This is a genomic window from Nonomuraea solani (assembly GCF_900108335.1).
Lineage (GTDB): Bacteria > Actinomycetota > Actinomycetes > Streptosporangiales > Streptosporangiaceae > Nonomuraea > Nonomuraea solani.
In genome coordinates, this window is record NZ_FNVT01000019.1 from 82150 (window position 1) to 102767 (window position 20618).

At 71.4% G+C, this 20618-nt stretch carries 19 protein-coding genes; 6 read left to right on the forward strand and 13 right to left on the reverse strand.

Annotated elements, in window-relative coordinates; genetic code table 11:
• The first annotated feature begins 126 nt into the window (after positions 1 to 126).
• Positions 127 to 1602: a helix-turn-helix domain-containing protein gene (locus C4V41_RS45405; RefSeq protein ID WP_103962257.1), complete on the forward strand. Its 1476-nt coding sequence runs from the start codon at positions 127 to 129 to the stop codon at positions 1600 to 1602.
• Between the two features lie 239 nt (positions 1603 to 1841).
• On the opposite strand, the gene C4V41_RS45410 is transcribed toward C4V41_RS45405, so the two are convergent.
• From C4V41_RS45410 to C4V41_RS45435, 6 genes are read right to left on the reverse strand one after another with little or no spacing between them, the layout of a single operon-like run.
• The gene (locus C4V41_RS45410; protein ID WP_103962258.1) at positions 1842 to 2720 is read right to left on the reverse strand and encodes a hypothetical protein; all 879 of its coding nucleotides are present in this window, start codon (positions 2718 to 2720) and stop codon (positions 1842 to 1844) included.
• A gap of 37 nt (positions 2721 to 2757) precedes the next feature.
• Positions 2758 to 3480, reverse strand: coding sequence for an SDR family NAD(P)-dependent oxidoreductase (locus tag C4V41_RS45415; protein ID WP_103962259.1), 723 nt, complete (start codon positions 3478 to 3480; stop codon positions 2758 to 2760).
• 55 nt (positions 3481 to 3535) lie between these two features.
• Entirely contained in the window at positions 3536 to 4297 is a 762-nt protein-coding gene (locus tag C4V41_RS45420; protein ID WP_103962260.1) for an SDR family NAD(P)-dependent oxidoreductase, read from the reverse strand.
• A gap of 25 nt (positions 4298 to 4322) precedes the next feature.
• On the reverse strand, positions 4323 to 5642 hold the full coding sequence (locus C4V41_RS45425; RefSeq protein WP_103962261.1) for an MFS transporter: 1320 nt from the start codon (positions 5640 to 5642) through the stop codon (positions 4323 to 4325).
• A 36-nt stretch (positions 5643 to 5678) separates the two neighbouring features.
• The gene (locus C4V41_RS45430; protein WP_103962262.1) at positions 5679 to 6554 is read right to left on the reverse strand and encodes a polysaccharide deacetylase family protein; all 876 of its coding nucleotides are present in this window, start codon (positions 6552 to 6554) and stop codon (positions 5679 to 5681) included.
• A 2-nt stretch (positions 6555 to 6556) separates the two neighbouring features.
• The gene (locus C4V41_RS45435; RefSeq protein ID WP_200824676.1) at positions 6557 to 7576 is read right to left on the reverse strand and encodes an asparaginase; all 1020 of its coding nucleotides are present in this window, start codon (positions 7574 to 7576) and stop codon (positions 6557 to 6559) included.
• A gap of 159 nt (positions 7577 to 7735) precedes the next feature.
• Here C4V41_RS45435 and C4V41_RS45440 point away from each other — a divergent pair, with 159 nt between their 5' ends.
• Complete coding sequence (locus tag C4V41_RS45440) at positions 7736 to 8758, forward strand: LacI family DNA-binding transcriptional regulator (RefSeq protein WP_200824677.1); 1023 nt, start codon at positions 7736 to 7738, stop codon at positions 8756 to 8758.
• A 35-nt stretch (positions 8759 to 8793) separates the two neighbouring features.
• Here C4V41_RS45440 and C4V41_RS45445 read toward each other — a convergent pair whose 3' ends face one another.
• Complete coding sequence (locus C4V41_RS45445) at positions 8794 to 10062, reverse strand: hypothetical protein (protein ID WP_146104031.1); 1269 nt, start codon at positions 10060 to 10062, stop codon at positions 8794 to 8796.
• A gap of 124 nt (positions 10063 to 10186) precedes the next feature.
• Between C4V41_RS45445 and C4V41_RS45450 the strand changes: the two genes are divergently transcribed.
• Entirely contained in the window at positions 10187 to 10663 is a 477-nt protein-coding gene (locus C4V41_RS45450) for a hypothetical protein (protein ID WP_146104032.1), read from the forward strand.
• 44 nt (positions 10664 to 10707) lie between these two features.
• On the opposite strand, the gene C4V41_RS45455 is transcribed toward C4V41_RS45450, so the two are convergent.
• Both C4V41_RS45455 and C4V41_RS45460 read right to left on the reverse strand, forming a co-directional pair.
• Positions 10708 to 11988: an ABC transporter substrate-binding protein gene (locus C4V41_RS45455; protein ID WP_103962267.1), complete on the reverse strand. Its 1281-nt coding sequence runs from the start codon at positions 11986 to 11988 to the stop codon at positions 10708 to 10710.
• A 70-nt stretch (positions 11989 to 12058) separates the two neighbouring features.
• Positions 12059 to 12925, reverse strand: coding sequence for an AraC family transcriptional regulator (locus C4V41_RS45460; protein ID WP_103962268.1), 867 nt, complete (start codon positions 12923 to 12925; stop codon positions 12059 to 12061).
• 102 nt (positions 12926 to 13027) lie between these two features.
• On the opposite strand from C4V41_RS45460, the gene C4V41_RS45465 reads away from it, so the two are divergent.
• Positions 13028 to 13795: a phytanoyl-CoA dioxygenase family protein gene (locus C4V41_RS45465; protein ID WP_103962269.1), complete on the forward strand. Its 768-nt coding sequence runs from the start codon at positions 13028 to 13030 to the stop codon at positions 13793 to 13795.
• Between the two features lie 13 nt (positions 13796 to 13808).
• Here the strand turns inward: C4V41_RS45465 and C4V41_RS45470 are convergent, their stop codons facing one another.
• Positions 13809 to 14366 carry a LysR substrate-binding domain-containing protein gene (locus C4V41_RS45470; protein ID WP_103962270.1) on the reverse strand — a complete coding sequence of 186 codons (558 nt, stop codon included), beginning with the start codon at positions 14364 to 14366 and terminating at the stop codon, positions 13809 to 13811.
• 321 nt (positions 14367 to 14687) lie between these two features.
• Between C4V41_RS45470 and C4V41_RS45480 the strand changes: the two genes are divergently transcribed.
• Positions 14688 to 15809 carry an oxidoreductase gene (locus C4V41_RS45480; protein WP_103962271.1) on the forward strand — a complete coding sequence of 374 codons (1122 nt, stop codon included), beginning with the start codon at positions 14688 to 14690 and terminating at the stop codon, positions 15807 to 15809.
• A gap of 59 nt (positions 15810 to 15868) precedes the next feature.
• On the opposite strand, the gene C4V41_RS65590 is transcribed toward C4V41_RS45480, so the two are convergent.
• Together C4V41_RS65590 and C4V41_RS45490 are read right to left on the reverse strand one after the other, a co-directional pair.
• Positions 15869 to 17497, reverse strand: a complete 1629-nt coding sequence (locus tag C4V41_RS65590) for a PucR family transcriptional regulator (RefSeq protein WP_103962272.1) — start codon at positions 17495 to 17497, stop codon at positions 15869 to 15871.
• Positions 17498 to 17519: 22 nt separating this feature from the next.
• Entirely contained in the window at positions 17520 to 18191 is a 672-nt protein-coding gene (locus C4V41_RS45490) for a TetR/AcrR family transcriptional regulator (protein WP_235030785.1), read from the reverse strand.
• An 83-nt stretch (positions 18192 to 18274) separates the two neighbouring features.
• Here C4V41_RS45490 and C4V41_RS45495 point away from each other — a divergent pair, with 83 nt between their 5' ends.
• Positions 18275 to 19483 (forward strand): cytochrome P450, encoded by a 1209-nt coding sequence (locus C4V41_RS45495; protein WP_235030786.1) that lies wholly within the window; start codon positions 18275 to 18277, stop codon positions 19481 to 19483.
• Position 19484: 1 nt separating this feature from the next.
• Here C4V41_RS45495 and C4V41_RS45500 read toward each other — a convergent pair whose 3' ends face one another.
• Positions 19485 to 20609 carry a JmjC domain-containing protein gene (locus C4V41_RS45500; RefSeq protein ID WP_103962274.1) on the reverse strand — a complete coding sequence of 375 codons (1125 nt, stop codon included), beginning with the start codon at positions 20607 to 20609 and terminating at the stop codon, positions 19485 to 19487.
• Between the last annotated feature and the right edge of the window lie 9 nt (positions 20610 to 20618).

The window sequence follows — 20618 nt, forward strand, 5'->3', positions numbered from 1 at the left end:
CAAGGACGACCTGGACGCCCCGGACTGTGACATGGGGTCGTGACGGCCCGATCGGCTTTCCCAAGAATACGGACCTATCGAACGCGTGCTCTGGAGTTCCGCGCCGCTGATGGCGATGGTCGTTTCATGACATCCGAGGCCCGGGCGGAGAATGAGTGGCTTGAGGAGCTGGTACGGGAACTGCGGCGCCAGGCCGCCCGGGAGTCCGGGCCTGACCTGGCGAGAATCGTCGGCTGGCTGGGCCGGCGGATTCGCGCGGAGGTGGCGCTCGTCGACGAGGCCGGTGCGGTGGAGCTGGCGACGCCGGGTTTCCCGCAAGGGCTGACGGAGTCCTTGGAGGAGCCGCTCGGCCGGTTGTCGCGTGGGCAGGTGGCCACGGCCGCCACGGAGGCGGGCGCGCTCCGGGTCCGGTGCGAGGCGCTGGGGGCCGAGGTGCCGCGGCCCGTGCTCGTCGTGGTCGTCCCGGAGACGCTGACCTCGCGGGCGGCCGGGCTGGTCACGTACGCGGGAAGCCTGATCGCGGTGCTGCGCCGGGTCCGGGTCGACGCCGGGCTGGCGAACGCCTACCAGCACAAGGCGGCCCAGGTCAGGGTGGCGGTCTTCATGGCCCTGATGGCGGGCGACCCCACCCTCGCCCGGCGGCTCACGAGCGGCGCCGTACCGGCGTTGCTGGAGGCCCAGCGGGTACGCGTCCTGCTGCTGCGCTGCCCGCCGGATGACCGCGACCGCCACATACGGACTTATCAGGATTTATCCGGCTATCACGGCCGCGGACTGATGCTGCGCTGCCCCGTCTACGACGACCACCTGATCTGCCTCACTCCCGACGCGCCCACTTCCCGCCTGGTGGACGGGCTGCGCCACCTGATCCGCGACAACGCGCACTACACGCTGGGCGGCAGTTCGCCGCAACCGCTCGCCGCCACCGCCCAGGCGTACCACGAGGCCCGCCACGCCCTGGCCGTCGCCAGGAACACCCCCGGCCGGATCGCCGACTACCGTGGCCCCGCGCCGCTGGAGCACCTGCTCCCCCGGGAACCCGCCGAGGCCTGGGCCCGCTCCTACCTCCGCCCGCTGCGCCCGGTGCCCGCGCTGACCATCGACATCACCCGGCTCGCGGTGACGTTCCCTCGCGTCGGGGTGGCGCGACTGCTCGGCATCGGCCGCAACAGCGTCACCGCCCATCTCAAGCGGGTCGAGGCGGCTCTCGGGATCCGGCTCGACGACGTCGGCTCGCGCGCCACGCTCGCCCTGGCCCTGGCCATCACCAGCCTGTACGCCGACAGCGGCACCCCCCACTCGCCCCCGTCGCTGGAGAAACTGCTGCGCACCCAGGCGGCCACCACCTGGGCCCGGACCCTGCTGGCCCCGATCGACGATCCCGGCCACCAGAAGCTCTACCGCACGCTGACCACCTGGATCCAGGCCGACACCGACACCCAGCGGACGGCCGGGCTGCTGGGCATCAGCCGCAACACCGTCACCGCCCACCTGCGCACCGCCGAACGCCTCCTGAACCGCGACCTGTTGTCGACGAGATCCGGCATCCACGACCTCGTGTACGCCCTCCGCATCACGACCTCCCCCGACGAAAGCTCGTAATTCAGAGTGTCCGGGTGGAGCCGGTGTTGCACGACGCACGACCGTACGCCTGCCGGCGAGGATCTCTTCCGTGCGGGCTCGGGAACCTCGCAATCCGGTCACCCTCCTCCACGCTCGGCGGCGACCTGAAGATGCCAGGAGCGCATACCATCGCGTTCGGGCTCACCGGCGGTCTCGGCACTTCACTCGAAACCCCACTTCCGCCACGGCGAAGAATCACTGTCACAGTGCCGTCGGATTCAGAGGACTCGGTACGACATGCCCGGGTGCTGGTGATCGTCGCCCGCGGTCCGGACGCGCGGATCCGCGACGTGGTGCGGGCCGGTGTGGTGTGCGCGTACGACGTGGCCGGCGCGGATTTCCACGTTCAGGTACGTCGCCTCGTCGAGGGGGCAGCGGAGTGCGATGGCGGTGCCGTCGTACAGGCCGCCCTGGCGCGCCCATTCCAGCCGGAGCACGGCGTCGGCGGCCACGGCCGGTGAGGTGAGCGTCCGGCCGAGCGTGACCGGTGGGCCTCCCCAGGGTGCCTCAACGCCTTCGAGCCGGGCGAGGTAGGCGCGCTGGAGCCATGGTGGGGTGGCCAGGTCTGCGAGTACGGCCAGTGCCGCCCGGTCGTCCGGGACCGTCACGATCCCGTCGGGGAGGGCGGTGTCGAGGGGTCGTGGTGGGGTTCCGGAGTTGACCCGCAGGACGATTCCGGTGCGGCCGTCCCGTGAGGGCACGGCCAACCGGCCCGATGGACGCTCCGGGTCGAGCGGGTCGAGCGGGCCGAGCGGGCCGAGCGGGCCGAGCGGGTCGAGGGGGCCGGGCGGGCCGGGCGGGCCGGGCGGGCCGGGCGGGCCGGGCGGGCCGGGCGGGTCGAGGGGGCTGAGCGGGGCGGGCGACGTGGTGCGGATCGCGGCGACGAGTTCGCCCAGCGTCGCGCAGACCGTTGAACCCCCGGTCGGCCGGGCGACCACCCAGCCGCCGGCGGTGGGCGAGATCCTCGGTCCGGCGGACGGACCCGCCCGTCCGGCCGCGGCGCGGGCGGCGGTGGCGATCGCCGCGCGGGCGGCGGGGCCGGCGAGCCAGGGGCGTGCCCAGTCGCCGCTCCCCCGCTCGCCGCAGGCACCGCACATCAGGGGTCACCTCTCTCGCTTGGGTCTCCAGGCTTCATCACGGCATGACGTCGCCCGAGTTGGGGCCGAGGGTCTGGCCGACGTAGAGGTTGCCGCCGGGGTCGGTGGCGAGGAGGACGGCTGTGGGGGCCACCTCCTCCGGGCGGCCGAAGCGGCCCAGAGGGAGTTCGGCACGCTTGGCCGACTTCCACTCCTCGGTGATTCCGGCGACCATCGGGGTTTCCACCGGGCCGGGCGCGATCGCGTTGACCAGGACGTTGTGTTCGGCGACCTCCAGGGCCAGGGACTTCGTGAGTCCGATGACCCCGGCCTTGGCGGCGGCGTAGTGGGTGAGGGAGCGGCCGCCCTTGATGCCGAGCTGGGAGGCGATGTTGATGATCCGGCCCCAGCGCCGTTCGATCATCCCGGGTACGACGTACCGGCAGCACAGGAAGACGCCTGTGAGGTCGACCGCGATCGTCTCGGACCACACCCGCGGCTCCATTTCGGCCAGCGGCGCCTCGGTGAGGATGCCGGCCGAGTTGACGAGGATGTCGATTCGGCCGAGCAGCCCGGTCGTGGTGGCGACGGCGTCCTGGACGGAGGCCGGATCGCTCACGTCCAGGGCGACGTGAGCGGCCGCGCCGGGGACGGTGGCGGAGACGTCCAGGTCGGCGATCACGACCTGGGCGCCCTCATGAAGGTACGCCTCCGCTATCGCGCGGCCGATCCCGCTCGCGCCGCCGGTGATCAGGGCGGTCCGGTTCTCCAGGGCGGGCATGGTTCCTCCAGGCATGGCGGGCAGGTCTTCACGTAGGCAGGTGAATGGGGGGCGGTCAGGCGGGCATGCGGACCGTCAGGCCGCCGTCCACGATGAGGGACTGGCCGGTGACGTACTCCGCGTCGTCCGACGTCAGGAAGCCGATCACGGAGGCCACCTCTCCGGGCTCCCCCACCCGCCCCCACGGGATGTCGGCGCCGGCGCGGGCCAGGCCGGCGGGGCCGAGGGAGTTCACCGGGTCGGAGGACTGCGGGGTGACGATGAGGCCGGGGATCACGGAGTTGACGCGGACGCGCCGGGGCGCGAGTTCGACGGCCAGGCTCCGGCACAGGCCGATGACCCCGGCCTTGGCGGCGGCGTAGTGGGCGTGCTCGCCCCAGCCGTACACGCCGCCGGCGATCGACGACACCGCGACCATGGCGCCCGCGCCGGACATCCGGGCGGCGGACGAGCGCAGGGTGCGCAGGACGCCGGTCAGGTCCACCTGCAGCATGTCGTCCCAGGCCGCGTCGGTGAGCTCGGCGAGGGGAGCCCGGCGCAGCACCCCGGCGTTGGCGACCGCGATGTCGAGGCGGCCCCACTCGTCAAGGGCCCGCTGGGCGAACGCCTCGACCTGGGCGGCGTCCCGTACGTCCACCTCGTGCACCACGCCGGCGCCGCCGGCGCGCTCGACCTGCGCGAGGGTCTCGGCGGGGTCGTGCGGGTCGCCGGGGTAGGCGCCGATGACCGTGCGGACGCCGCGGGAGGCGTACGAGACGGCGAGCGCGCGGCCGATGCCGCTGGCGGCTCCGGTGATGACGGCAACCCGTCCTGACATATTCACAATAAATCCCTAAAAATGGTCAGCCCGCCAGTGCGGGCACCTTCCGCGCACCGAACATCACGAACCCGGACAGGAACGTCCCCAGCGCCCCCACGATCAGCGCCCCCTGGCTCCAGTCCGAGCCGGCGACGAGCATCGCCGTGATGATCGCCCCCGCCGCGATGGCCCCCGGCTGGCTGATGGCGTTGATGAACGAGGTCCCCGTGGCCCGGCAGCGCGTGTCGTAGCACTCGCCCATGTAGAACAACATCGCCGAGTACGGCCCCACCAGGAAGAACATCCCCAGCGAGTACAGCGCCACCACCGCGAAGGTCCCCTCGGCGGCCACCAGCATGAGGGCGAACAGCACCCCGGACGCCATCCAGCCGAACGCGATCACGTTGCGCCGCCCCCACCGGTCCCCGGCCCAGCCGTGGAAGACGTACCCGAGGTAGCCGACCGCGTTGATCACGATGAACATCAGGAGCGAGTTGGTGAACCCGACGCCCTTGCCCTCGGTGAGCACCGTCGTCCCCAGCACGCTGAACACCTGGATGCCGAACCAGTTGACGAACCAGGCGAACCCGAGCACGAGCGTGTTGCGCAGTGCCGCCCCGCGGAAGATCTCCAGGAAGGGCGCCGCCTGGCTCTCGGACACGCCGTACTCGCGGGCGAGCCCCGCCGCCTCCTCGCGCTGTCCGGCCTTGCGCAGCCGTTCCATCCGCTGCTGCAGCTCGAACTGCGGCGTCTCGCGCAGCCCGCGCCGCAGGAGCGCGATCACGATGGCCGGGAACGTCGCCAGCAGGAAGCAGCCGCGCCAGCCGACCAGCGGCAGGAAGACGGCGATGAACGCGGCGGCCAGCAGCGTGCCGAGCGGCCAGCCGCCCTGGACCAGGCTGTAGATCAGGCCACGCCGCTTCTTGATCTTCTCGTCCTCGGTGACGGCGTAGACCTCGTTGAGGTACGTCGCGTTGACCGACTGCTCGGCCAGCCCGAGCCCGCCGATGGAGCGGACGCCGATCAGGTACGCGGCGTTCATGGTGGCGGCCGACACCGCCGAGGCCAGCGCCGTGCCCGACACCGTGATGATCATGCCCTTGCGCCGCCCCAGCCGGTCGACCAGCGGCCCCACCCCGAGCACGACGACCGCGGTCCCCACCGAGATCAGCGTGGAGTACAGCGACGCCTCCGCCGCGGTCCAGCCGAACTGCGCGGAGATCTCCGGCAGCAGCGTCCCGAACATGATGTAGTCGTAGACGGCGAAGATCCACGCGAACAGCGCGATCACGGTCGCCTTGCGCGTCTCCCGCACCCCGAAGCGCGGCAGGCGCCCGGTGGCGTTCGGCGAGGTCGTTGTCATGGAAAATGCCCTTTCGAGGTGGGGGGAAGCCGCGCGTCAGCGCGGGAAGCGCGCCTTGAAGTCGTCGGCGATCTCGTCGAAGGTCGCCCAGCGCACCCCTTCGTGGCCGCTGATGTACTCGATGAGGCGCTCGTGCATGAGCAGGTTCTGCGGGCGGCCCGAGACGTCGGGGTGAATGGTCATGGTGAACACCGCGTAGTCCGATTCGCGGTACACCCAGTCGAACTGGTCGCGCCACGTCTCCTCGAGGTGGCGCGGGCTGACGAAGCCGTGGCTGTTCGGGCTGGCCTTGACGAACATCATCGGAGGGAGGTCGTCGAGGTACCAGTTGGCGGGGATCTCGACGAGATCGGTCTCCTGGCCCCGCCGCAGCGGCTTCATCCACTCGGCCGCCGGGAGCGAGTAGTCGATCTTCGTCCAGCTGTCGCCGACGCGGACGTAGTAGGGGGTGAAGTCCTGGTGCATGAGCGAGTGGTCGTACTTGATGCCCCGCTCCAGCAGCAGTTCGTTGGTGACGGGCGAGAACTCCCACCAGGGGGCGACGTAGCCGGTCGGCCTGCGGCCCGAGTACCTCTCGACCAGGTCGATGCAGTGGTCGAGGACGGCGCTCTCCTGGTCGCGGCTCATCGCGATCGGGTTCTCGTGCGAGTAGCCGTGCACGCCGATCTCGTGGCCGCCGTCGACGACCATGCGGGTCTGGTCGGGGAAGGTCTCGATGGAGTGGCCGGGGATGAACCAGGTGGTGCGCAGGTCGTACTTCTCGAACAGGCGCAGCAGGCGCGGGGAGCCGACCTCGCCGGCGAACAGGCCGCGCGAGATGTCGCACGGCGAGTCCTCGCCGCCGTAGGAGCCCAGCCAGCCGGCGACGGCGTCGACGTCCACGCCGTACGCCACGAGAATCTCCTTGGGCATGATCAGTTCGTCCTTTCTGTTGGTGACGTCCGCTCGGTTGGTGACGTCCGCGCGCGCAGTTCCTCGCGTACGCGGTCCGGGTCGCGCCGGCCACCGAGCAGCGCGCTGAGCAGGACGCGCGCCTGCGGCGAGCGCAGGGTTCCGGTCGGTACGGCGCCCGCCTCGACGAGGTCGGCCCCGCCGCCGTTGCCGTAGAGGGTGGCGACGGGACCGGCGTCGACCCGGGTGGACAGGGCGACGACGACGCCCGCCTCGGTCAGCCGGGCCACCTCGTCCCTGATCAGCGGGTTGGCGTTGCCGGCGCCGAGCGCCTGGAGCACGATCCCGGTGGCGCCCGCCTCGGCCACGGCGCGCAGCGCGGCCGCGTCGCACCCGGGGTAGAGGGCCACGATGTCGGTACGCACTCCGTCGAGGTCGAAGGTGTCCAGGTCGAGCGGCTTGGCGCGTACCGGAGTCATGGAGAGACTCACCCGGCCGTCGCGGACCCGCCCGAGCGGCCCGCCGTCGGGTGTGCTGAACGCCGCCTCGGCCAGCGTGTGGGTCTTGCGGGTGCCGGCGGCGGCGTAGATCTGGCCGTCGAAGCAGATCAGCGCGCCCAGGTCGCGCGCCCGGGCGGAGGACGCCACCGCGATCGCGCCCGCGAGGTTGCGCGGGCCGTCGCCGTCCGGCGCGTCCGCCGGGTGCTGCGCGCCGGTGAACACGACCGGCCTGGGATCGTCGTGGAAGAGGTCGGCCAGGTACGCCGTCTCCTCCATGCCGTCCGTGCCGTGGGTGACGACGACGCCGAGCACGCCCGGCCCGGTCAGAGCCGCGCGGATGCTCAGCGCGACCTGGCGCATGTCCGCGAGCGTGAACAGATAGCTGCCCGCGCAGAGCACGTCCACCCCTTCGAGCGCCACGCCGGGTACGGCGGGCAGGCGCCCGAGCAGTTCGCCCGCCGAGTCCTTGGCGAGACCCACTCCCCGCGTGTTCCTGCGGGTGGCGATGGTCCCTCCGGTGGACAGGACGATGACTTTGGACACGCGGGACCTCCTCGGTTTACCCAAACGTTTGGGCCAAACGTTTGGTAGCATCTGACCTGCGACTACGGAATGTCAAGAACATCACGTTAAAATCAGGTGAAGCCGCCAAGCCGTGATCGCCGAAAGCCGAGGGACATGGGTGCCAAGAGGGCGCGTCCGGTGACGCTGCAGATGATCGCCGATCGGCTGGGGCTCCACGTCTCCACGGTGTCCCGGGTGCTGCACGCCAAGCCGGGCGAAGGGCTGCGGGCGGCGTCGAGCCCGACCGTCGAGCGGGTGCGCAAGCTCGCCGACGAGCTGGGTTACCAGCGCAACCCGCACGCGATGAGCCTGCGCACCCAGCGGAGCAACCTGATCGGCGTGCTGGTCCCCCGGCTGTCCGACATGGTCCTCGCGACGATCTACGAAGGTGTCGAGGAGGCGGCGGCCGAGCACGGCCTGTCCACGTTCGTGGCCAACACCCGCGACATCCCCGAGGAGCAGCGCGCCCGCACCGAGATGGTCCTGGCCCGCCGGGTCGACGGCATCATCTTCGGCGACGCTCATTCCGACTCGGGCTTCCTCGACGAGGTGGCCGCGCGGGGCGTGCCGTTCGTGCTGGTCAACCGGCAGGCCGAGGGGCATCCTTCGGTGGTGTGCGACGACTATCTCGGCGGGCGGATGGTCGCCGAGCACCTGCTGGAGCTGGGGCACGAGGACGTCGCGGTGGTGGCCGGCGAGCCCTACGCGAGCACCGGCATCAACCGCACCGGCGGGTTCGCCGACCGGTTCCGCGAGGCCGGGCTGCCGATCCCGGCGCACCGGATCGTGCACTCGCGCTTCGACGCGCGCGGCGGCCGGGCCGGCACCGAGCGGGTGCTCGCGTCGGGGCCGCCGCCGTCGGCGCTGTTCGTGGTCAACGACTTCGGCGCCATCGGCGCGCTCGGCGCGCTGCGCGACCACGGCCTGCGGGTGGGCGTGGACATCGCGGTCGTGGGCTTCAACGACACGCCGCTGGCCGCCGAGCTGCCGGTGCCGCTCACCACGGTCCGCTCCCCCATGCACGAGATGGGGCGCAGAGGGCTGCGCAAGCTCGTCCGCGTCCTGGAGGGCGGTCGCGCCGAGACGGAGCTGCTGCGGCCGGAGCTGGTGGTGCGCGCCTCCAGCGATCCGCAGCAGTACTCCGCTCTCATGAAACACTGATCGCAGGGCGGCCAGGACCTGGCCGCCCTACGAGGTCAGCGCGGGGCGGCGCGGAACGCGTACGTCACCGTGGGGCCGAGGTTGCCCGCGCGGTCCACGGACCTGGCGATCAGCCGCTGCGGGAACGTGTTGGTGGGTGTGAACGTCACCGTCGCCGTCCCGTCGGCTCCCGCCCGCACCGGCACGAAGCCCCGGCCGAAGTCGTAGTCGTAGGAGGCGACGTCGGTGACGCCGTTCGGGGCGAGGGTGAAGGTGCCGGGCTGTCCGACGCGGCCGCCCACCTGGTTCTCGGGGAAGTCGGCCGAGCTGATGGCCGGCGGGTTCGCGGGCGGCGCCTGGTCGATGTGCAGCTCCGGCTGCCAGGCGCTCCATTCGCCCATGTCCCAGTAGGTCTCGTAGCCGCCCGGGCCGACGACGGTGTAGGAGTTCTCGGCGCGTACCCGCCAGGTGTAGGAGCCGCCGTCGGCGAGTTGCCCCGCGGGGACGGTGACGCAGTGGCGCGCGTCCCCCGTCTGCTCGGTTGTCACGGCCTCGCCGATCTTCGCACCGGCGGCGTCGGCCCACTCGAACCGGCCCCGCATGATCTCGTTGCCCCCGTGGTCGGGGTCGGTCAGCATGGCCAGGAACGACGGCGTCGTCGTACGGAGGTACGGCCCCCCGGGCGGCGCCTGGCAGTCTCCGGCCGTGACGGCCTGGCCCGACGGGACGTCGGGCACCGTGTTGTAGCGGACCGACATGCCCGGCCCTGTCGCGTTGCCCACGGACGGCGTGGTCCAGAAGACGTAGCGCCCGGCGGTGCTCTCGTCCGCCGACTTCAGGCCGATGGTGACGACCTCGTCGCCGCGGGCCACGGCGTCCTTGACCGCCTCGGAGATCATCCATCCCTGCACCCCGCAGTCGGCCGGGGAGGTGGAGAGTTCGCGCAGCCACTGGGGCTGGTCGTTCCAGGTCGTCTGGGAGGAGATGCGCCCGGTCTCCCACATTTCGGTGTCGGGCCCGCAGGCGCCGTGCGCGCGGACGTACAGGACGAAGTTGGCGTCGAGGACGCGCTTGCCCGCGAAGGCGGTGACGTCCAGCTCGAAGAACGCGCGCGTGACCTCGCCATGGTCGGTACGGCCGACGGACACGTCGGCGCCTTCCCAGGTCGGCTCGTACTCCGACCAGTGAGCCTGATCGGGATCCTGGGACGTCACGGACGCCCAGGCAGTGGGGTTGACGGCCAGGCCCGTCTGGGCCGCCGCGGGCGTGACCGCGGCCAGCGTCACCATGGCCATGCTCGCGAGCACGGCTAAAAGACGTTTCACTCTGCACCCTTCTTCCGGCCGGAAATGCGCCGAGAGTACCTGCCGAACCTGTCGCCAAACGGAGCGAACTTTGCGGCCATAACCGGCATCAGAGAGAGGGAAAAACCAATGAAGGGTGATGGGGATGAACACGATGCGAGCGATGGCGGCGGTGGCGGCGGCGAGCACGGCGCTGGTGATCGCGAGCCCGGCGCAGGCGGCCACCGCCGCCGGCACGCTGGGCCCGTACGGCTATGGGGGCGTCAAGCTGGGGATGACCACCGCGCAGGCCAAGGCCACCGGCAAGCTCGTGCGCGAATTCGGCGGCTACTGCAGCCGCTATCACTACAAGGCCGACAAGAAGGCGAGTCTCTTCCTCTCCAAGAAGCGCGGCGTCGCCGTCATTTTCGCGCCGCCCGGAGCGCGCACCCCGAAGGGCATCGCCGTCGGCGCGACCCTCAGCCAGGTCAAGAAGGCCTACCCCGGCGTCAAGAAGGAGATCAGCGGCTACTACGCCACCGTGCCGGGCAACCGCAAGGCGTTCTTCTACTTCGGTGTCAACCAGCGGAACAAGGTCGAGGAGCTCGCCCTCGGCCTCAAGACGCAGGACTGCGTGAACTGAGCCGCCACACGGCGGGTCTCCTGAGGCGGAGACCCGCCGGCCCGTCAGCCACCCTGTTTGTGGGTGCTCCAGTATTCGTCGGCGGCGACCTGGATGTCGGCCAGGACCTTCTGGTAGCCGTCCGGCTTGACGACGAAGGCGCCGAAGCCGTCCAGCGCGGCCGTCAGCACCGGCGGCGGCGTGGCCTCGAAGTAGCGGTTGACCAGGCGATATTCTCCGCTGCCCGCGGACTTGCCGACCTCGGCGATGGCCTCGTCGGCGATGGCGACCTTGGGATTGGCCGAGACGTCGCCCCGGGCGGTGGCCCACTTCTCCTGGGCGGCGGAGCTCACCCACCACTTGAGGTACTTCGTGCTGGCCTCGGGGTCGGGCGCCTTGGCCAGTGAGCAGAGGGGGCCGCTCTCGAAGATCATCGAGGTCTTGGGGAGCGCGGCGTTCACGTTCGGGATCACGAAGAAGCCGTAGTCGGAGCCCGCCTTCATGCTGCGCTGGGTCATGCTCGTGTTGAACCAGGTGCCGAACGACAGCATCGCCGCCTTGCCGGTCTTGAGCACGTCACCCGGGTCGGTCTTGTCGCCGGGGTTGGTGAAGTAGCCGGCGTCGATCATCGACTTCCACTTCTCCATCACCTGGACCACGCCGGGGTCGGTGTACTTGGCCTGGCCGGTGGACAGGCGGTCGTACAGGTCGGGGTCGGTGCCGGCGAGGAGCTGCTCGAACCAGACGAAGGAGAACAGCACGCTGGTGTGGTAGAACGCCTTGACGTCGTTCTGCTTGAGCGTGTCGGCGATCTTGATGAGATCGTCCCAGGTCTTCGGGGGCTGCAGGCCGTGCTGGTCGAAGATCTTCTTGTTGTAGAACATGCCCCAGTACGCGGCGTTCAGCGGCACACAGTACTGCTTGCCGCCCACCGTGTAATACTCGGCCAGCTCCGTGGACAGGTCGCCGTTCTTGATGGCCTCCTGCCAGAGCGCGGTCGTCTCGGCCACCTGCTTCTGCGCGACGATCTCCACCAGCCGCCCGCCGGTCGTCCAGGTGAACAGGTCGGGCTTGACGTCGGTGCGGAAGGACGCCTTGATGAACGCCTGGTACGTCGGCTCGTCGGTGTAGCCGACCGGCTTCATCGACAGGCCGATCTGCTGCTTGGACAGGGCGCCCATCTCGTCGAAGTATTTGCTCCAGGCCCCCTTGTCGTTGTACAGCTTCAGCTCGGTCTTGGCGGCCTTCGGCCCCGAGCCTCCTGAGCCGCCTGATTCGCCGCCCGAACAGCCGGCCAGGACGAGGGAGATGACGGCGGCGAGAAGCAGTGGACGCGACCGGTTCATGCCCGGCCTCCTGTTCGCTCACAAGTGCTGCACGGTGGGGGTGAAACGGGACCCGTGGCGAGTCATCTAATCACTTGATATCTTGGGTGTCCATAGCCGCGGGGACCACCGCCCGCCGCGTCGCCTCCCGATAGTCGCGCGGCGCCATCCCGTATCTCCGCTGGAAGAGCCGGCCGAAGTAGGACTGGCCGGAGAATCCGCAGCGCTGGGCGATCTCCCCGATGCCGGCCGTCGTGGTGGTCAGCAGCAGGGCGGCGTGCTCCAGGCGGCGCCCGGCCACGAACGCCACCGGGGTGCGGCCGTAGTGCCGGCGCATGGAGCGGGCCAGGTGCCCGGAGCTGACCGCGGCCAGCGCCAGCAGCCGGGGCAGGCCCTCGCGCAGGTTCTCCTCGCGGCTCATCGCCACGCAGGCCGACACCAGCCAGCCGGGCCGCCCGTCCACGGCCGTGCCGTCGGCGCGCTCCAGCACCGGGACCACCGCCGTCCAGAGCCTGACCAGGTCGAGTACGCGGGGTGTGCCGGTGTAGGCGGCCAGCACGCGGGCGAACTCCGCGGCGACGGGCCCGTCCAGGTCCGTACGGGCGATCAGGGGCAGCTCACGCCGGTCCCAGTCCGCGGTGCCGGCCAGCCCGGCGAGGTCGGCGAAGGCGTGCCAGCGTTCGCTGGGGAAGGCGATGTTGACGAAGCGCATGCCCTCGGTGGCGGCGAACTCGTGGTGGTCGGACGGGCGTACCAGGAACAGGTCGCCCGCGCGCAGGGGTATCTCGGCCTCGCCGACACGTTGCGTGCCCGTGCCCGCCGTGACGAGGACGAGTTCGTGGAAGTCGGCGTGCGTGTGGGGTTCCGGCCGGTCGCGGCGGCCGCCGGTCACCGGCACGAGGGCCGCGTGGTAGGGCAGGCCCGCGGCGAACTCGACCCAGCGCAGGATGGTCGACATGTCAGGAAATTAATAGTTATGGCGCGCCGAATACTAGTAACACGGACCGTCGAGAACGAAGAATCCGGATCGATGACCCGCCCACGGCCTCCAGAGGAGTACATGGTGATCACGGAAGTCGACCGGACTCTCCAGGACTACGACCGCGACGGCTACACGATCTTCCGGAACGTCCTCGACCGTGACCTGATCGGCGAGGCGAGCGAGCACGTGGCCTGGCTCCAGGCCAAGCACCCCGAGCGGCTCGGCGAGGACCTGGGCACCGAGCTGGTCGCGGGCGACCCCTTCTGGGTCCGGCTCGTCAGCGACGACCGGCTGCTGGACATCGCCGAGCACTTCGTCGGCCCCGACATCGCCCTGTTCGCCTCGCACTACATCAGCAAGCCGCCGTTCGCCGGCAAACCGGTCCTTTGGCATCAGGACGGGGCGTACTGGCCGCTGGAGCCGATGCGGGTGGTCACGCTCTGGCTGGCCGTGGACGAGGCCACGACGGAGAACGGCTGCCTGCGGGTGATCCCCGGCTCGCACCGGGACGACCTGCACGAGCTGCGGCAGCGCGACGACGTCGACAACGTGCTCGGCTCGGAGAGCGCCGTGACGGTGGACGAGTCGAAGGCCGTGGACCTGGTGCTGTCACCCGGCGACGTGGAGGTGCACCATCCGAACATCCTGCACGCCTCCAACGCCAACACCTCGCCGAAGCGCCGCTGCGGGCTGACGATCCGCTACATCCCGACCTCGACCCGGATCACCAGCGAACAGCAGCCGTTCGTCTCCGCGCTGCTGCTGCGCGGGGAGCCTGGCGTGAACGTCTACCAGCCGTTCCCCACGTACGTGCCGGGCGAGCACATGCCGTTCGCCGGCGCCTGACCGCGCACCCGGTTCATCCGGGCAGGCGGCTCGCCTCGGGCTCCGGGAACCAGGCGCCGTCCGGGGCCGACAGCCAGCCGTGGGCGGCGGCCAGTTCGTCCACGGCTTCGTGCAGGACGCGCACCCCGGGATGGTCGGTGCCGGCGCGCCAGATCATCGTCCAGGGGAAGATCGCGACCGGGTCCACGAGCCGCCGCACCACCGCGCCGGGCACGGCCGGCTGGCCGGCCAGGGTGAGGATGGGGGCGTCGCGGTCGCGTACGTGCCGGGCGAGCTCGCCGGCCCCCTGCACGTGCGGGTGGGCCAGGGCGGGATCCACGCCGAAGGGCGCGAGCAACTGGAGCACGGCGTGCTCCCAGCCGGGCGTGGCGTGGTCGCCGGCACGAATGCACGGGCTGGTGCCGCGGAGCGCTTCGAACGGTACGGCGTCCAGCCCGGCGAGCGGATGCCGCTCCGGCAGCACGACGGTGATCGGCTCATAGCGAACCGGTCTCTGTCGTACCGGGTCGGGCAGGCTCGGCGCGCGGCCGAAGGTGACGTCGCAGCTACGGCGGCGGCCTGGTCGGACCAGCCGTCATCGGGTACGCCGCCGGGGCGGCCTCGCTACCGGCGGCCCTGATCATCCCCGCGGCCCTGGCGGTGCTCGTGGCGACGGCGGCACCGCGACTTCTCGGGGCACTGCGGGCACCCGCGGAAGTTCGTCCGGCCGACGCGCCATCCGTGGAACCTCGTCCAGCCGACACGGCACTCGCGGAGATCCGTCCACCCGCTACGGCGCCCGTTGAGGGTCTCGCAGCCGATTCTGCACCCATGGAGGTTCGTACAGCCGACGTGGCGTTTCGTGGATGAATCTCCATGGTCCCGATCGGAGACGGCGTGGTCATCTGATGTCATGACATCCGTTGAACTCAAAGCGGCACTGCAGCCCATCCGGCTCGGCCGCCTCGACCTGCCCAACCGGCTCGCCGTCTCACCGATGACCCGGGTGTCGGCCGCCCCCGACGGCACGCCGACCTCCGAGATGATCGACTACTACGCCCGATACGCGACCGGCGGCTTCGGCCTGGTGATCACGGAAGGCACCTACACCGACGCCGTGCACAGCCAGGGTTACCTCAATCAGCCGGGCATCGTGTCCGCCGAGCACGTGGCGGCCTGGCGAGGCGTCGCCGACGCGGTGCACGCTGCCGGGGCGCGTGTCGTGCTCCAGCTCATGCACGCGGGCGCGCTGTCGCAGGGCAACCGGTACCGCACCGACACGGCCGGCCCGTCCGCCGTGCCGCCGGTCGGGCGAATGTTGCCGGAGTACGGCGGGTCCGGTCCGTGGCCCACGCCCCGGGAGATGACCGGGGCCGATATCGAGGCGGCGATCGGTGGCTTCGTGGACTCGGCCGTCCGTGCCAGGGAGGCCGGCTTCGACGGCGTCGAGCTGCACGGCGCCAACGGCTACCTCCTGGACCAGTTCCTCACCGAGTACACCAACCACCGCACCGACTCCTACGGCGGCCCGGTCACGAACCGGATCCGGCTGACGGCGCAGGTGGTGGCCGCGATCCGGGACGAGCTCGGCGCGGACTTCCCCGTCGGCGTACGGCTCTCCCAGGGCAAGGTGAACGACTTCACCCACCGCTGGGCCGGGGGCGCCGCCGACGCGCGGATCGTGTTCGGCACGCTGGCCGGGGCGGGGGCCACGTACCTGCACATCGCCAGCGAAGGGCGCGACTGGAACGAGACCGCCCGCCTGGACGGCGGCGTCACGATCACGGGCCTGGCCCGCCAGGTGACCGGCCTGCCGGTCATCGCGAACGGCGGCATGCACGATCTCGCGCAGGCGGCTCAGGTCCTGTCCGACGGCCACGCCGACCTGCTGTCCATCGGACGGGGTGCGCTGGCCAATCCCGATCTGCCTGACCGGTTGTCGCGGGGACTGCCGCTGGAGCCGTACGACCGCCGGATGCTGGAGCCCATGGCGACGCTGGACAACGCGCGGCGGTGGCTGGGGGCCATGACCTGAGCGACTGCCTCACTCCATGGTGATCGCTGGACAGGGGCCGTGATTTGAGCCGGGCGGCCTCAGTCCATGGCGTCTATGGCCAGGGCTAGGAACATGTCCACGCGGTCCTCGGTGCGGCCCACGTCTCTGCCGGTCAGGTCGGCGACCTTGGTGAGCCGGTTGCGCAGGGTGTTGACGTGGACGTGCAGGGCGGCGGCGGTGTCGGCCCAGTGGCCGTCGTGGTCGAGGAAGGCGCGCAGGGTGCGTTCCAGGTCGCCGCCACGGCGGGCGTCGTGGTCGCGCAACGGGGTGAGCAGGTCGTGCGCGAAGCCGTGCAGCGTCTCCTGGTCCACCAGGCCGAGCAGGAGCCGGTGCGTGCCCAGTTCGGCGAAGCTCCGCACCACCGGTCCGGTACGGGAGCGCCGCAGCACCCGGCACGCCTCCCGCGCGTGCAGCAGCGGCTGACGGAGGCGGGCCGCGTACGGGGCGACGCCACCGAGCCCGGCGACCGCCCGCCGGCCCGGGAAGCGCCGCTCCACGGCCGCCAGGAGGCGCTGGGCCAGCGGTGGGAGCTCGGAGTCCGCGTCCCGCCAGGCGAACACGACCACGACGTCGTGCGTGCCCCCGATGACCACGGCCGGAATACCGGCGCCCCCGAAGAAGTCACCGACCGCCTCGGCCAGCCCCGTCGAGGCGACCGGCCCTTGCTCTCCGGCCAGGCCGGTTGAAGCGACCTCCCCCCGCCCTCCGACCGGGCCTGGCGGGGTTGCCGGGTGGGGGTCGGTGAAGGTCAGGGCGCAGACGGCCAAGGGTTCCGAGGGGTCGACGCCGAACGCCCGCAGCCGCCCCGCCACCTCCCCTGCCCGAGTCCCGCCCGACAGCACCATGTCCAGCAGCTCACCGGCGAACCGCATCTCGATCGCCTGTACCGCCTGCTGCTTGGCCACCTCCAGGCTGAGGAACCGGCCCGCCTGCTCCAGCGCCTCCCGCTCGGCGGCCCCCAGGGTGGACAGCGGGCGCAGGCACACCAGGGCTGCGTCCACGTCGCCCACCGCGCCCACCAGGAAGAGCGCGGCGGTGACACCACCCAGGTCGAGTTCGAGGGCGGGCGGGCGGCGGGCCAGGCCGGCGGCCACCGTCCGGGCCTGGGCGTCGTCGAGTTCAGTCCCGGCCGCCGCCAGGGTCCGGCCCATCCGGTCGACCACCGCGAGGGGCAGGTCGTGGTCGCGCCTGAGCACGGCCAGCACCCCGGAGACGCCCGCGCCGCGCGAGATGGCCGTCGCCAGGGCGTCGCCCCTGCGTACCGTGCCGGCCAGGGACTCCCGGCGCTGGTCGGCGTACAGGGCGGAGACCGCCTGGGAGATCGCCGTGAACGGCACCTCGGGCGCGATCTCCAGCAGCGGCAGCCCGGCGTCGCGGCAGGCGTCGACCAGGTCGGGCGGCGTGACGGGGGTCTCGGCGCGCAGCCCGAAGACGATCCCCGCCGCCCTGGCCCGCCGCACGCCCGCCACGAACCGCGCCGCGCTCACCTGCCCCGCCCACAGCCCGTTGGTGAGCACGAGTTCCCGTTCCCGGACGTACGCGGACGGGTCGGGCAGTTCGGTGTTGTGGACCCACGCGACGGGCTCGTCCATGGCGCCTTCCGGCCCTGGCAGGAGGACCTTCAGCCGCAAGGACGCGTTCGCGACCAGGGACTCCAGCGTGAACATCTTCGTGAATATACCGAGAGGGTCAGCGACGGTCCTGGTAGAGGGTCATGAGGAGGGGCCGGGTCAGGTCGGCCATCTCGGCGGGCGGGTGGGGGCAGCCGCGCTGGAGCCAGTCGATCGCCACGCCCAGGAGCGCGCCCGCGGTGAAGGCGGCCGTCACGTCGTGCGGCGTGTCGCCGGTGGAGAGCAGCACGTCCCCGGTGAAGTGCGGCGCATCCCCGGTGGAATGCGGCACGTCCTCGGTAACGAGCCGCACGTCCCCGGTGGAGAGGCAGTCGGCGGGGTGGCGGGAGCCGAAGTACGTGGCGACGGTGGCGCGGCGGCGTACGTGGTCGATCAGGCGGGCACTGCCCTGCGGCCCCAGCACGCCACGGTAGAGCCCGGCGTGCTCGGCGAGGTGGGCGAAGAAGAACGCCAGGTTGTCGGGCGAGCCCGCCCGCCTGTGGCCGGGAATGGCGTCGATGAGCTCGTCGATCATCGCCGTGCAGGCGGCCTCGGCCAGCTCGTGCACGTCGCGGTAGTGGGCGTAGAAGGTCGAGCGGCCCACGCCGGCGCGTTCGGCCACGTCGGCGACGCTGATCTGCGCCAGGTTCCGCTGCTGGACGAGCTCGATGAGGGTGTTGCGCAGGGCCGCCTGGGTGCGTCGCATCCGGCGGTCGCCCTGTCCGGCCACGCGGTCTTGGGGAGTCGCCACCGGTTCAGCATACTTTGCCGGACACTCGTCTGTTAACGTACATATGTAGGTTATTGTGGCAGTCACACCGAATGGGGAGAGCTTTGACCATTGACCCCGCTGCGACGCTCCAGACCACGCGCAGCTGCCCCTTCGCCCCTCCTGAGCAGCACCTGGAACTGCTGCGTGAGCAGCCCGTCGCCAAGGTGACGCTCCCGACGGGGAAGGACGCCTGGGTGGCGGCCCGCTACGAGGACATCAGGACGATCCTGACCGACCCTCGTTTCACCGCCGACCGGCGCCACCCGAAGACGCCCCGCCTGGCCGGAGACAGCGGGGGCGGGCTGGAGGCGTCGCCGCTGCCCAAGATGATCCTGGAGATGGACCCGCCCGAGCACGGCCCGGCCCGGCGCGCGGTGATCGGTGAGTTCACCGTCCGGCGCATCGCGGCGCTGCGGCCGCGCATGCAGGAGATCGTCGACGAGCACATCGACGCCATGCTCGAAGGCCCGCAGCCGGCCGACCTGGTGCGCGCGCTGGCCCTGCCGGTGCCCTCGCTGGTGATCTGTGAGCTGCTCGGGGTGCCGTACGCCGACCACGACTTCTTCCAGGTGCACTCGGCGCGGCTGCTCGACCGCGGCGCCACCGAGCAGGAGCGCCAGCACGCCACCCTGGAGCTGGCCATCTACCTGGACAAGCTGATCACGGCCAAGGAGCAGGAGCACTCCGACGACCTGCTCGGCCGCCAGATCGCCAAGCAGCGCGAGAACGGCGAGGTCGACCATCCGGCGCTGCTCAGCCTGGCGTTCCTGCTGCTGATCGCCGGGCACGAGACCACCGCGAACATGATCTCACTGGGCACGTACCTGCTGTTGGACCAGCCGGAGACGCTGGCCGCGCTGCGCGACAACCCGGACAAGACGGCCGACGCGGTCGAAGAGCTGCTGCGCTACTTCACCATCGCCGAGTTCGCCATGACCCGGGTGACCCTGGAGGACGTCGAGCTGAGCGGGACGGTGATCCCCGCGGGGTCCGGCGTGCTCATGCTGGCCAACGCCGGCAACCGCGACCCGGAGGTGTTCGAGGACCCGCAGCGGTTCGACATCGACCGCGGCGCCCGCAACCACCTGGCCTTCGGCTACGGCGCCCACCAGTGCATGGGCCAGAACCTGGCCCGGGTGGAGCTGGAGATCGTCTTCGAGACCCTGCTGCGGCGGATGCCCGGCCTGCGCCTGGCCGTCCCCGCCGACCAGCTCGGGTTCAAGGACGAGGCGGCCGTGTACGGCATGCACGAGCTGCCCGTCACCTGGTAGGTCAGGCGGACGTGACGCACAGGCCCAGCTCGACCAGCGTCCCGGCCACCTCCCCCGGCAGCTCGGCGACGGGCAGCGGGCCGTCCTGAAGGCGGCGGCATGCCCGCCCGACCTCGGGTGAGACGGCGAACGTGCGGCCGCCCGCCTCGATCCTGGTGCCCTCGCCGGTGATCAGCGGCCAGGTGCCGGGGCGCAGCGCGATCCGCTCCCCCGGGGCGGGCGGCGTGCCGAGCAGGGCCTGGGTGAGCAGCCCGGCCCGGTGCCCCTCGGCGCAGGCGGTCCTGCCGTGGATCGCCCGGTGCAGCCGGTCGTGGCCCGGGTCGGCCAGCGCGGCCGCGAAGTCGTCCGCGTACCGCTTGAGCAGGGGCCCGACCTGGCCGGCGACGTCCTTGCCCATCGGCAGCGGCCGGGCGTACGCGCCGGAGCGCAGGAGCTGCGACGTCAGCGCCGTCAGCAGGTCGGCCCACGTCAGCGTGTTGACGCTGATGCTGACGTGGACGGAGGCGGACGATTCGGTACGGACCAGGTGCGGCATCCCGCGCGGGACGTAGAGCACGTCGCCCTCGCGCAGCGTGTAGTCGGTGGCGGGGGCGTCGAGGCCGGGCAGCATCCGGCCGCCGGCGGGGTCGGGTTCGAGGTGGTCGAAGAGCGTCCAGCGTTTACCGCCGTGCGCTTGGACGACGAGGATGTCCTGGGCGTCGCAGTGCACCTGGAACGCCTGCGCGCCGGGCGGCGCGACGTAGATGTTGGCGTCCACCGGGTGGCCGAGCTCCATCTCGATCGTCTTGCAGAGCTCGTGCAGCCGGGGCATCAGGGCGTCGACCGTGCCGAGGACGATCGTGGCGCCGTCGCGGAAGAGCGCCGTCACCTTGCCGGGGTCCACGACGTCGCCGAGCCCGGCGTAGCCGTACGTGGACGGCGACACGTAGCGCTCCGGCGGCAGCACCGTGCCGTCCTTCACCACGCGCAGGCCGGGAGCGCGCAGCCCGCTGCCGGTGATGACCCGGTCGACGTCGTCCAGGGAGACGACCTCGCGGGCCACGCCGTGCCGGTGGAGCGCTTTCCTGCCGAGGTGCTGCTCGAAGAACGTGTCCACGTCTCCCACGAGTGCGGCCAGCCCGGTCATCTACGTCCT